This window comes from Neisseria basseii, assembly GCF_962707005.1.
Classification (GTDB): domain Bacteria; phylum Pseudomonadota; class Gammaproteobacteria; order Burkholderiales; family Neisseriaceae; genus Neisseria; species Neisseria bergeri.
Map to the genome: position 1 here is coordinate 22157 of NZ_CAUIXH010000020.1, position 12754 is coordinate 34910.

Annotated in this window: 12 protein-coding genes, 1 other RNA gene and 1 pseudogene; 3 read left to right on the forward strand and 11 right to left on the reverse strand. The window is 50.8% G+C overall.

Translation table 11 applies throughout. The features are described from left to right. Window positions 1-262: 262 nt before the first annotated feature. The 4 genes from Q9I99_RS09380 to Q9I99_RS09395 all read right to left on the reverse strand — a co-directional run bounded on the left by Q9I99_RS09380 (window position 263) and on the right by Q9I99_RS09395 (window position 3887). Complete coding sequence (locus Q9I99_RS09380) at window positions 263-1051, reverse strand: cytochrome c1 (protein WP_301667990.1); 789 nt, start codon at window positions 1049-1051, stop codon at window positions 263-265. A 14-nt stretch (window positions 1052-1065) separates the two neighbouring features. Further along, window positions 1066-2415, reverse strand: a complete 1350-nt coding sequence (locus Q9I99_RS09385) for a cytochrome b (RefSeq protein ID WP_003677248.1) — start codon at window positions 2413-2415, stop codon at window positions 1066-1068. Window positions 2416-2433: 18 nt separating this feature from the next. After that, window positions 2434-3015, reverse strand: a complete 582-nt coding sequence (gene petA / locus Q9I99_RS09390) for a ubiquinol-cytochrome c reductase iron-sulfur subunit (protein ID WP_003752780.1) — start codon at window positions 3013-3015, stop codon at window positions 2434-2436. 122 nt (window positions 3016-3137) lie between these two features. After that, complete coding sequence (locus Q9I99_RS09395) at window positions 3138-3887, reverse strand: Nif3-like dinuclear metal center hexameric protein (RefSeq protein ID WP_301667989.1); 750 nt, start codon at window positions 3885-3887, stop codon at window positions 3138-3140. Window positions 3888-4017: 130 nt separating this feature from the next. On the opposite strand from Q9I99_RS09395, the gene Q9I99_RS09400 reads away from it, so the two are divergent. Together Q9I99_RS09400 and Q9I99_RS09405 are read left to right on the forward strand one after the other, a co-directional pair. Then, window positions 4018-4947, forward strand: a complete 930-nt coding sequence (locus Q9I99_RS09400; RefSeq protein ID WP_003677243.1) for a LysR family transcriptional regulator — start codon at window positions 4018-4020, stop codon at window positions 4945-4947. Window positions 4948-5138: 191 nt separating this feature from the next. Beyond that, window positions 5139-5632, forward strand: a pseudogene (locus Q9I99_RS09405) (hypothetical protein). Between the two features lie 380 nt (window positions 5633-6012). Here Q9I99_RS09405 and rpsI read toward each other — a convergent pair. From rpsI to ppc, 7 genes are all read right to left on the reverse strand, one after another. Then, window positions 6013-6405, reverse strand: a complete 393-nt coding sequence (rpsI, locus tag Q9I99_RS09410; protein WP_127203157.1) for a 30S ribosomal protein S9 — start codon at window positions 6403-6405, stop codon at window positions 6013-6015. Between the two features lie 12 nt (window positions 6406-6417). Continuing rightward, window positions 6418-6849, reverse strand: coding sequence for a 50S ribosomal protein L13 (gene rplM / locus Q9I99_RS09415; RefSeq protein WP_002215010.1), 432 nt, complete (start codon window positions 6847-6849; stop codon window positions 6418-6420). Window positions 6850-7026: 177 nt separating this feature from the next. Beyond that, window positions 7027-7206, reverse strand: a non-coding RNA gene (gene ssrS / locus Q9I99_RS09420) — 6S RNA. 5 nt (window positions 7207-7211) lie between these two features. Beyond that, entirely contained in the window at window positions 7212-7514 is a 303-nt protein-coding gene (locus Q9I99_RS09425; RefSeq protein ID WP_301667988.1) for a cell division protein ZapA, read from the reverse strand. Window positions 7515-7524: 10 nt separating this feature from the next. Continuing rightward, window positions 7525-7854, reverse strand: coding sequence for a hypothetical protein (locus Q9I99_RS09430; protein WP_301667987.1), 330 nt, complete (start codon window positions 7852-7854; stop codon window positions 7525-7527). Window positions 7855-7908: 54 nt separating this feature from the next. After that, on the reverse strand, window positions 7909-8898 hold the full coding sequence (locus tag Q9I99_RS09435; protein ID WP_002215013.1) for an NAD(P)H-dependent glycerol-3-phosphate dehydrogenase: 990 nt from the start codon (window positions 8896-8898) through the stop codon (window positions 7909-7911). Between the two features lie 122 nt (window positions 8899-9020). Further along, window positions 9021-11723: a phosphoenolpyruvate carboxylase gene (ppc, locus tag Q9I99_RS09440; RefSeq protein WP_301667986.1), complete on the reverse strand. Its 2703-nt coding sequence runs from the start codon at window positions 11721-11723 to the stop codon at window positions 9021-9023. 42 nt (window positions 11724-11765) lie between these two features. On the opposite strand from ppc, the gene Q9I99_RS09445 reads away from it, so the two are divergent. Then, entirely contained in the window at window positions 11766-12659 is an 894-nt protein-coding gene (locus tag Q9I99_RS09445) for a HesA/MoeB/ThiF family protein (RefSeq protein WP_301667985.1), read from the forward strand. Window positions 12660-12754 lie beyond the last annotated feature (95 nt).

Here is a 12754-nt window from a genome sequence, read left to right on the forward strand (position 1 = left end):
TAGCTCCAAAAAATATAGCGGATTGGCTTTAAACCTGTTCGACATCGCCTTACCATGCTGCTTGCGGTTTCAGACCTTTTCCTAATTCAATATCAATCTGCCACAAACCCTGATTAAGTTCCCGATGTCTGACATTTTTAGAATGATGCCGTCTGAAATGTTGCAGGTATGTTCAGACGGCATACGGATGCTGATTTTCCCAAAGGGTCGAAGCATGCAAAAAGGGCAAACCCTAAAGGATTTGCCCTTTTGTTCCAAACGCTTAGTGTACGTCTTTCCAATATTCTTTTTTCAGGAAATACGCCAAAGGCAGCATAACCGCAAATAGGAAAATCATCACGATATAGCCTATACGTTTGCGTTGCAACTGAGCAGGTTCGCCCATGTACACAAGATAGTTCACCAAATCGCGTACATATGCGTCGTACTCTTTTTGGATGACTTTGCCGTTAGGCAGGCGGCGGCTGTGCAGACCGGTAGATTCCCAATACAGCTTAGGCTTCATCTCGCCGTGTTCGTCTTTTACCATAACCGGCTGACCTTTGGCATCCAACTCAACGGCTTGAACACCTTGTTGCTCCCACAGCGGGTGAGGCATACCGACCTTATCGAATACGGTATTGTTCCAGCCGCTTGGACGCGTAGGATCTTTATAGAATCCGCGCATATAGGCGTAAAGGTAGTCTGCACCTTTGGAACGCGCAATCAACGTCAAATCGGGCGGAGCAGCACCAAACCATTTTGCCGCATCTTTAGGATCCATTGCAGCATGCATCACATCGCCGACATTATCGGTGGTAAACATCAGGTTTTTCTTGATTTCTTCATCAGTCAAACCGATGTCTTTCAAACGGTTGAAACGCATACCGCTTGCCGAGTGACATGATAGACAGTAGTTGGTAAAGATTTGTGCGCCGCGTTGCAAGCTTACTTGGTCGCGCAAATCGATATCGACTTTCTCATAGTGCGCATGACCGCCCGAAGCAAATGCCGCACCCATGGGTACTGCCAACAGTAAGGCAGCAAACCAGTTTTTCATAGCTTGTTTCATTTTAACTGCCCTCATCAGATGTTGGTTGCAAACAGATATGCACAAACCGCCGTAATGCCTACATAAACAAAAAACATGATTTTCTGTTTGGCGGTACTCATGGTTACACGTTCAGGAACCGGTTTGTTGGTATCCAGTTTGGTATAGAACGGCATACCCAAGAAGAATGCAAAATAAACGAAGGACAGGATGCGCGCAACCAAAGTACGCGTATCAGTTGCCACCATCGCACCCAAAATACCCAAACCGATAAAGGCAATGATGAACAGAACCAATGCGGTTTTAAAGATCGGGCCACGATAGCGGACGGATTTAACCTCGCCTTTATCCAGCCAAGGCAACAGGGCAATCAGTACAACTGCCGCACCCATACCGATTACACCCCATACCTGTGTTCCCAAGAACGATGGAATCGCACGCAAAATGGCGTAGAACGGAGTGAAGTACCATACCGGTGCAATATGCGGAGGTGTTTTCAGCGCATTCGCAGCATCGAAGTTCGGCGCTTCGAGGAAGTAGCCGCCGCCTTCTGGTGCAAAGAACAACACGGAACAGAAGACAATCAGGAATACAACGACGCCCAAGATGTCTTTAACGGTGTAGTAAGGATGGAATGGGATACCATCGCGTGGAATACCGTTTTCGTCTTTGTTTTTCTTGATTTCAACGCCATCAGGGTTGTTAGAACCCACTTCGTGCAGAGCGATGATGTGCGCCACAACCAAGCCGAGCAATACCAGCGGTACGGCGATAACGTGCAGGGCGAAGAAACGGTTCAGGGTAACGTCGGAAACGTTGAAGTCGCCGCGAATCCAAGTGGACAAATCAGGACCGATGACGGGAATGGCAGAGAACAGGTTAATAATTACCTGCGCGCCCCAAAAGGACATCTGCCCCCAAGGCAGCAGGTAGCCCATAAAGGCTTCCGCCATCAATGCCAAGAAAATCAAAGAACCGAAAATCCACACCAACTCACGGGGTTTTTTGTACGAACCGTAAATCAGACCACGGAACATATGCAGATAAACGACGATGAAGAAGAAAGATGCACCTGTGGAGTGCATGTAGCGGATAATCCAACCGCCGGACACGTCGCGCATGATGTACTCTACTGCGGTAAAGGCAGCAGGCAGATGGTAGGCGTTAAGGTTGCCGTCCGGTTTGTAGTTCATCGTCAGGAAAATACCGCTGACGATTTGAATCACGAGGACAAGCAAGGCTAAAGAGCCGAAGTAATACCAGAAGTTGAAGTTCTTTGGTGCGTAGTATTGAGCCAAATGCTCATTCCACATCTTAGACAGGGGGAAACGAGCGTCCATCCAGCCTAACAATGCTTTTGCTTTGCTATTGGTTTGGTTTGCCATAATTATCGTTCCTTATTCTTAGTCTTCGCCCACCAAGATGGTAGTATCGCTCAGATATTTGTAAGGCGGTACGACCAAGTTGGTCGGCGCAGGAACACCTTTATACACCCTGCCTGCAATGTCAAATTTCGAACCGTGGCACGGGCAGAAAAAGCCGCCCTTCCAGCCCGCACCCAAATCGGCAGGTGCAATGTCGGGACGGTAGGTCGGAGAACAGCCCAAGTGAGTGCAGATACCGATGGCAACGAGAATGTTCGGTTTAATCGAACGTGTCTCGTTTTTAGCGTATTCCGGCTGTTGTTCCACATCGGAATTGGGATCAGTAAGTTCGCCGTTCAGGCTTTTCAGGTCTTTAAGCTGTTGATCCGTACGGTTGACCACCCAAATCGGTTTGCCTTGCCACTCAGCAGTCAACATCTGACCCGCTTCGATTTTGCTGACATCCACTTCGACGGCAGCACCGGCAGCCTTAGCTTTTTCCGAAGGGAAAAAACTGGCCACAAACGGCGTTGCCACACCCAATGCTGCCACTCCGCCTGCGCCGCAGGTCGCAAGTGTCAGGAAACGGCGGCGGCCGTTATTGATTTCTTGATTATCCATTATTCAGTCGTCCTAATATTTTGGGAATACCGAGCCATTAAACATTGCAATTTTACCCAGTTTGCAGTGATACTCAAAGCATTATTTAAAATAAGGTAAAGTTTTATGATATTTCTCAATAATCAAGCCGGATTGCCTTCATCAAAATGACACACTTCCAATCCGAACACTCCTGCCGCCGCCTCCGCCAATGCCTGTACGCCGTAACGTTCCGTCGCATGATGCCCTGCAGAAACAAAAGCCGTACCCGTTTCATTGGCAAGGTGGTATTGGGCTTCAGAGATTTCCCCCGTCAAATATAAATCGACACCTTCGTCTATTGCCGTCTGAAAAAAAACCTGCGCGCCCCCGCTGCACCATGCAACCTTTCTGATTTCACGGTTCAAGTCGCCGATAACAACCGGCTTCCTCTGTAAAACCGCTTCAATATGGACAGCCAATGCACCAAGTGTCTTGACTTGTTTCAGGCTTCCTGAGTTAAGCAGGTTTTGTTCGCCAAAACGCCTTTCAACTGTAAAACCGAGTTTTTCAGCGAGTTGGGCGTTATTTCCTAATTCAGGATGCGCATCCAGCGGTAAATGGTAAGCCGCCATATTGATATCATTGTCCAATAACGCGGCAATCCGTTCTTTTTTCCAACCGGTAATGGTCGGCAACTCGTTTTTCCAAAACATGCCGTGATGAACCAGAAGCAAATCTGCCTTCTGTTCCGCGGCAAAATCAATTGCCGCTTTGCTTGCAGTTACCGATGTGGCAATCTTACCGATATACTCTTTCCCTTCAATCTGCAAACCGTTGGGGGCATAATCTTTAAACAACGCTGTCTGCAATGTTTCATTACACCAAGTCAGAAAATCCCTGCGCAATACCATCTTTTTTCCTAATCGCTTTAAACAAGCGGGCATTCTAATCGCAAAATGTCCGGAATTCACATTTTTCCGATTTGCACCCGCATATGAATTATTTTAATATGCGCCGGTTCAATATGCCGTCTGAAACCTCATGGATTCCATCATCGAACTGCGCCACCTCAAGACCCTGCTGGCACTTGAAGAAACCGGCAGCGTCTCCCTTGCCGCCAAACGGGTTTTCCTTACCCAATCTGCACTTTCCCACCAAATCCGTATGCTTGAAAACCACTACGGCGCACCGTTGTTCGAACGAAAATCCACGCCTTTACGCTTTACCCCGGTTGGAGAAAGGCTGTTACGCCTCGCTCACGACCTGTTGCCGCAAGTTACCGATGCAGAACGTGATTTGGCACGTATTATAGAAGGAGAGGCAGGAGAATTGCGGATTGCCGTCGAATGCCATACCTGTTTCGACTGGCTCATGCCCGCAATGGGTGAATTCCGCCCGATATGGCCCCAAATCGAATTGGATATCGTATCGGGATTCCAAGCGGACCCTATCGGACTGCTGCTGCAACACCGCGCCGATCTTGCCATTGTTTCCGAAGCAGAAAAACAAAACGGTATTTCTTTCCAACCGCTGTTTGCCTACGAAATGGTCGGCATTTGCGCACCGGACCATCCGCTTGCCGCCAAAAACGTTTGGACGGCGGAAGACTTTATCGGGGAAACCCTGATTACCTATCCCGTTCCCGATGAAATGCTGGATTTACCCAAAAAAATCCTGATTCCGAAAAACATCAACCCACCGCGCCGACACAGTGAACTGACCATCGCCATTATCCAACTGGTTGCCAGCCGAAGGGGAATCGCCGCCCTTCCCTATTGGACCGTTATGCCCTATCTTGAAAAAGGCTATGTCGTTCACCGGCAGATTACTGACGACGGACTGCAAAGCAAACTGTATGCCGCCATCCGCACTGAAGACACAGATAAAAGTTATCTGAACAACTTTTGCCAAATCATACGCGAACGCGGCTTTGCGGACTTGCCCGGATTAAGTGAGTTGGAACCGGTCTGATTTCCCTTGTTCAAACCATACCCGGGCGGTTTTTCTATTTTTTATATTTAAGAAAACGGAATAGTTATTAGAAAAACTCTTTTAACATGGCCTCAAGGGGTTGTTAAACTTGAAACTATACGAAATGGGAACAGACTCGTAACGGGTGAAATATATGAACCAACAGGACGTTTTAGGCATGGGACAAAATAATGAGATTAACGAAATATCCTTATAACTCCATAAGAGAGTTAGAAGACTATTTAATAAACACCTATCAAAAATATATTATTCTACAAGAGGGAGGAAAAGAGATTTATCGATGTTTTATTCTTTCTTTTTATAAAGAATTCAATATAGGTATTGGATTAGCTGTTTCCTGCATAAGTATTCCACCAAAAGTATTAATACTTAATGATAAAAATATTTTTATCGGATTTGATTCAGTCGTTTTTTGTATTTCTATACAAAATTCAAAAGTAACATGCTAAATATAGATGGAATAGTTTTTGATATTTATTTATTGGATAATCAAAAAATTTGTATTATTCATGAGTTGGGTGCAATTATTACAGATAAAAACTTAACAAGAGAGAATTCAGTATCTACCGATATAATATCAGACTGGGAAATAGATAAAGTTAATAGGTTAATCATATTAAAAGAGTTAGACTCTGAAAAAATAATTTCTCTAAATTATGATTAAGGATGCTTGGTTATTTAAGATATTCTCCCCATTATGTAATACAGGTTAGCTAAAAACTAGGAAACTGTTCCTTTACTGATCGGCTTGAACGGCGGCGGTGACACCTATGCTAACCCTAATAGATTGCCATTTTTATAGGCTAGTTGAAATAGCCGTTCTATTTTTTCAATAACTCCAAATGAATTAAAAGTTATTTTACAAAGTAGAAATACGATGTCCTCTCCAGTAACAGCCATCCCTGGCGGTCAGTTCGTCCGTGTAGTCGATACCGGTGCTGTTTTTGATTTTTGCCCAATCCGTAATCTTTAGATTACCAATGGAAAACTGTCTGTTACAAATAAAAAACCCTGCGATAAGCAGGGTTTTTTGAATTTCCAACATTAACGTTTGGAGAATTGTTTTGCACGGCGTGCTTTGCGCAGACCCGGTTTTTTACGCTCGACTTCGCGTGCATCGCGGGTAACGAAACCGGCTTGAGACAAGGCGGGTTTCAGCGTGGCATCGAAGTCGATCAGGGCACGGGTAATGCCGTGGCGGATTGCGCCGGACTGGCCGGTTTCGCCGCCGCCGACAACATTGACTTTGATGTCGAAAGATTCGGCGTTTTCAGTCAGAACCAAAGGTTGGCGGACAACCATGCGGCTGGTTTCGCGTGCGAAGAATTCGTCAACGGGACGGCCGTTTACGATGATTTGACCTGTACCTTTAGTCAGGAATACACGAGCCACTGAACTTTTGCGGCGGCCTGTGCCGTAGTAGTATTTACCGTTCATGTCGTGTCCTTATTATTTCAGTTCCAAAACTTTGGGTTGTTGCGCAGCATGGGCATGTTCCGCACCAGCGTACACTTTCAGTTTTTTAATCATGGCGTAACCCAGCGGACCTTTGGGCAGCATACCTTTTACAGCCTGCTCCAAAGCGCGGCCCGGGAATTGCTCTTGCATTTCGCGGAAAGTTCGTTCGTAGATACCGCCTGGGAAACCGGAGTGGCGGAAGTATTTTTTATCTTCGAATTTGGCACCGGTCACACGCAGTTTGTCCGCATTGATGACGATGATGTAATCGCCGGTATCGACGTGGGGGGTGTATTCAGGTTTGTGTTTGCCACGCAGACGGCTGGCGACTTCGGCCGCAACGCGACCCAAGACTTTGTCTTGGGCATCGATGACGAACCATTCGCGCTTCACCTCGTGGGGTTTCGCTGAAAAGGTTTTCATAGTGGAAATCCAGATAGATATAGAAAGTTATGGATTTTAAAGACAGGATTTGATTTTGTCAATCGCATTACCGCGTTACGGAAGGATTTTCCGGATTTCGGCAGACTGTATACTGCTTTTTCGGGCGGGGCGGCGGCTAATGTGAAAAACCGCATCGTTACGATGCGGTTTTGAATGGGAATCCCCGCGAGAGCCGTTTCGGCCGAATCCGCTTGAACCTTGCTGACAAGGCGGCTGCCTCGGGTAGTTTCGGGTGCGTCCGCAAAAGGACGCTCGCGCCCACTACTGCTCCCGACAACCTTAAGCGAACTTATTGGTTCAAAGGAATATATGCCTTCGCGGACACCGCAGGGAAAAAGGGGTTATTCCTGCCCCAAGCGGGATAGTGCTTTTTGGCAGGCGTCGTCCATGTCGGTTATTTTACGCGCAAAATCGCCGATTGCCAAATCGCCGTTAAGGGAAATTTTCAACAGGTCATGGACAACATTGAGTGCGGCCATGATGACGATTTTCTCGCTGTCGGCAATGCGGCCGCCTTCGCGGATGGCTTCGGCCTTGCCGTTGAGCATTTCGACTGCCTGCAACAGTGTGTCTTTTTCTTCTGCCGGCGTGTTGACGGTCAGCCGGGCGTGCATGACTTCGATGTGGACTTGTTCGGTGTTCATCCTTTAATCCTTATTGCTGCGTTTCCTGCCGTTGGGGGAGGCGCGCCGCCAGTGCGCCGATTTTTTCCCTGCTCTGTTCGAGCAGGCTGCGGTATCGTGTATTTTCTTCCGTCAGACTGTCGATTTTGTTTTGCAGGTCTTCCTTGAGTTTGCCGACTTGGACGAGCAGGGCTTCGCTGAGTTCGTCGACGGCGGTTTCGTGTTCGAGTTTCTGCCGATCGTGCGCCCGTTTGAGTTCGGCGACGGTTTCTTTGAGGCGGCGGTTTTCGCTGACGAGGGTTTCGAATTTTTGTACCAGCGTATAAACGCTGCTTTCGAGTTTTTCGATATTTTGTTTCATAACCTTACCTGTCCGTATGCCGTCTGAAGGCTTCAGACGGCATCTGTCTGTTGTTTATTCGAAACGCGCGCTGCGTTCCATCAGCCTTTCGACGACCTGCTGCGGGGTCATTTCTTTGCGGATGAGTTGCAGCAGGGTTTGGGTAATCGGCATATCGATTTGGTATTTGCAGGCGGTATTGAAGACTTCTTCTATCGTGCTGACACCTTCTGAAACGTGCCCGATTTCGACCAGCACCTGATGCAGTTCTTTGCCTTCCGCCAAGCCCAAGCCGACGCGGCGGTTGCGTGAGAGTGCGCCGGTACAGGTCAAGATGAGATCGCCGATGCCGGCCAGCCCCATCATGGTTTTGGGCTGTGCGCCCATTGCGGAGGCAAGGCGGGTGATTTCGGCCAGTCCGCGCGTAACCAGTGCGGCACGGGCGTTAAGCCCGTACTCTAGACCGTCGGACAATCCGGTGGCAATCGCCATAACATTTTTTACCGCGCCGCCAACCGCCACGCCGATAACGTCGGTACTGCCGTAAAGCCTCATGACGGTCGTGTTGAGCTGCGGTACGAGTTCTTCAATCCACTCTTGGTTTTCGGAGGCGAGGACGACGGCGCAGGGCAGTTGTTTGGCGAGTTCCTGTGCAAAACTCGGGCCGGAAAGCACGCCGATTTTCTTATTGTCGGGCAATACTTCTTTCAATACTTGGAAGGTCAGCAGCCCGGTATCCTGCTCAAATCCTTTGCAGGCGGCAAGGACGGGGAGGTGTCCCGCGCCGTACTGTTTGAGCAGCTCTGCGCTGCTTCTCAATCCGGCAACGGAGGTTACGATAAGGACAAGTCCGCTGTCTTTGAGCGCGTCTGCCAAATCCGCACACACTTCCAAGGTTTCGGGAAAAGAAAAGCCCGGCAGTCCGCGTTTGTTTTCACGCGCTTCCTGCATTTGGCGGACTTGATCTGCGTTGCGCGTCCACAGGGATACGCGGTTGCCGTGTTGGGAAAAATGCAGGGCGAGCGCCGTACCCCACGAACCTGCGCCGATAACGGTAATTTTCATTGGTCGTCTTTCAACATATCACTGCCGTTCACTTTAAAACAATCGGTGTTTCTCTGCAAGTGCGGTCAGGGAAATGCCGTCTGAAAGGCGTTCAGACGGCATTTTGCCCCGATGCGGCACTATCAGCCGGTATTACGCAAACCTTGTGCCACGCCGTTGATGGTCAGGTGAACCATCAGCAGGGCGTGCGGATTGTCGGGTTCTTTACGCAGGCGTTTGAGCATGGCAACTTGCAAACCGTTGAGGGCGTTCAAATATGGAATCCTCAAGGCAAGCGAACGGGCGAGGCTGCGGTTGTCGCGCAGGAGCTCTTCGGTTTGCAGCAGGTCGAGCAGTGCTTTGCGGCTGCGTCGGTATTCTTCCTTAATCATCCCGAAGATGACTTTTGCTTTATCGGGCGATTCGCTCAAGCCGGCATAGTTTTCCGCCAAGGTGATGTCGGTTTTCGCCATTACTTGCTCCATATTGGAGAGCATGGCTTGGAAGAATGGGTTGCTTTGGGCATGTTCGCGCAGGGCGGCCAGTGTGTCGGGATTACCTTCGCACAAGGTTTCCACTGCGCTGCCGAAACCGTACCAAGCCGGCAGCATGAGGCGGTTTTGCATCCATGAGAACACCCACGGAATCGCACGTAAATCTTGAATCCGCGCCAAGGTTTTGCGGCTGGCGGGGCGGCTGCCGAGGTTGAGGGTGGCGATTTCCTGAATCGGGCTGGTTTGCAGGAAGTAGTCGATGAAGTCGGGGTGGGTAATCAGTTCGCGGTAGTATTTGAACGATACGTCCGACAAATCCTGCATCAGCTTGGCATCAGGGTCTTTTTTATCCGGCAGGATGCTAGCTTCCAAAGTCGCGGCAACCAAGGTTTCCAAGTTGCGTTGGGCATTGCCGGGGTCGGCGTATTTGGCGGTAATGACTTCGCCTTGTTCGGTGATGCGGATTTGTCCCGCCACGCTGCCCGCCGGTTGGGCGAGAATGGCTTGGTAAGACGGGCCGCCGCCGCGGCCGACGCTGCCGCCGCGGCCGTGGAACAGGCGCATGCGGACACCGTATTTTTTGAAGAGTTCGACCAAGCCCAATTCCGCCTGATAGAGGCACCATGAGCTGGTAACGTAACCGCCGTCTTTGTTGGAGTCGGAATAGCCGAGCATAATTTCTTGGATGTTGCCCCGGCTTTCGAGCAGGGCATCGTACCAGTCGAGGCGGAACATCGTTTCCATGACCGGACAGGCGTTTTCCAACGCTTCGATGGTTTCAAACAGCGGCACGATATTGATGCGGCTGTGCGGTTTGCCGTTTTCCACCGCCAACAGACCGGTTTCTTTCAGCAGCAACGCCAAGGCGAGCAGGTTGCTGGGTTGTTCGCAGTTGGAAATAATGCTTTGGGTTACGGCATCTTCGCCGAATTCGTCTTTGATTTTGCGCGCTTCGTTGAAAATCGCCAGTTCGCGGCAGGTATGGCCGCTGTATGTGATGAACGGGCTGTACAGAGGGCGTTGATGGCTCAATTCGCGCAACAGGGCGGTTTGTTTTTGCTCTTCGGAGAGGCTGTTGTAGTCTTCCAAGCCTGCGTGTTGGAAAAGCTCGGCAACCACATCGGCGTGTTTGCCTGCGTGTTGGCGCAGGTCGAGCGGCATCATGTGGAAGCCGAACACGGACACGGAACGGATGAGGTCTGCCAAACGGCCTTCGGCAAGCAGACGGCTGCCGTTGTCGATAAGGGAACGTTGCAATTTTTTCAAATCATCGAGAAATTCTTGTGCCGAAGCATAAGGCTCGAGAAAGCCGAATTTGCAGCCCATGCCCAAACCGAGCGCGCGCGCTTTGCCCATAGCGCGCGCCATAATGTAGGCAATGGCGCGGCGGTAGGGTTCTTCGGCGCGTGCGGTTTCTTCGTCGGGCGATTTGTCGGACAACGCCATCACATCGCTGTTGACTTTGACGCGGCGGATGGAGAGCGGCAGTTCGCGGTAAAGTTTGTCGAGTTCGCTGCGGTAAAAACGGAACACGGCATCGGCGTGGCGGCGGAAGGCAAAGCGCAGGGTTTCGGCAGAAACAAACGGATTGCCGTCGCGGTCGCCACCGATCCAGCCGCCGATTTTGAGGATGTTCGGAACGCGGACATCGGGATAGGCCGTCTGAAAGTCGTGTTCCATCTTGCGGTAGAGTTTGGGCAGGGCTTCAAAAAAGCTCATCGGGAAGATGGACACGCCGTTGTTGATTTCGTCGTTGACACTGAGTTTGTGGCGGCGTGTTTCGCTGGTCTGCCACAAACCCAAAAGCACGGTGTCGATTTCGCGGCGCAGCCGTGCCAGCGCGTCGGCATTGGTGCAGCGTTCGCGTTGCGGCAGCAGCGCGCGGATGCGGCGGTTGAAATTCAAAACGGTTTGGCGTTGCACTTCGGTCGGGTGCGCGGTCAAAACGGCGGTAACGGACGTATTGTCCAACTGCCGCTGCACCGATTTGCCGTCGGCTTTCCCCGCCTTGAGCCTGCGGACGGTTTCCGTCAGGCTGCCTTCTGCTGCGTTGTGGCCGGCATCTTCGTGGATTTGGCGGCGGCGTTCGTGGTGCACGTCTTCGGCGATGTTCAAAATTTGTGCGAACAGCCCGCAGGCAAGCGTCAGATCGTAGGTTTGCTGTTCGTCCAGTTGCGGCAAAACCTTCTCAATCAGTGCCGCGCTGTCGTCAGAAGTGGACAAGAGTTTGACCGTTTCGACAACCAATGGCGAGGCTTCTTCGTGCAGGAGGTTGAACAGGGATTGTTTCAGAAATTCCGCGTCCGCCGCCAAAGCCGCGTCCTTCGGATTGTTCAGAATATGCAGTTGCATGATTTTTCTCTCATTGCCGTAAATACTGTAAATGTACCTCAAATGCCGCATCCGTGCCAAACCGTTCACACTTTAACCGTCCGTGTCCCGAAATGCCGTCTGAAGTTGAACGCCGCCCGATGGCAGCGTTACAATCGCCCGCAACTGTTTTTTCCGAACATCATCATGACCACGACCAAACACGACAACGACGACGAACTCCTGCTGCGGTACAGCCGCCACATCCTCTTGGACGAAATCGGCATCGAAGGGCAGCAGAAACTTTCCGCCGCGCATATTTTGGTCGTCGGCTGCGGCGGATTGGGTGCCGCCGCCCTGCCCTACCTTGCCGCTTCCGGCATCGGCACGCTGACCATAGCCGATTCCGACACGGTCGAACTGCACAACCTGCAACGCCAAGTCGCATTTGACGAGGGCGATGTCGGCAAGCCCAAAGCCGAAGCCTTGGCAGACCGCCTGAAACGCATCAACCATACCGTCAACGTCCGCGCCGTCAACGAAAAACTCGACGGCTGCCGCCTGACCGGTTTGGTTCAAGCCGCCGACATCGTTTTAGACTGCTGCGACAACTACGCCACGCGGCAAGCCGTCAACCGTGCCTGCGTGCAGACGAAAACACCGCTGGTTTCAGGGGCGGCGGTACACTTTGAAGGACAGCTTGCCGCATACCGTCCCGACTTACCCGACTCGCCGTGTTACGCCTGCCTGTTTGACGGCGGATCGGCTTCAGACGGCATCTGTTCCCTCTTCGGCGTATTCTCGCCGCTGGTCGGCATCATCGGCTGCACGCAGGCGGCGGAGGCTCTGAAAATCCTGCTGGATGCGGGCGAACCGTCGCACGGCAGGCTGGCGGTTTACCGTGCCTTGGAAGGGGGCTGGCAATATTTCGACCTGCCGCGCAACCCTGAATGCCCGATTTGCGGCGCAGAACGGTAAAACCCCGCCGCCGTTTCAGACGGCATAAAGACGGATTCGGAGGAACGGTTTTAAAAATTTACATTTCTTTGCAAAAAAAAAAAAAAAAAAAAATA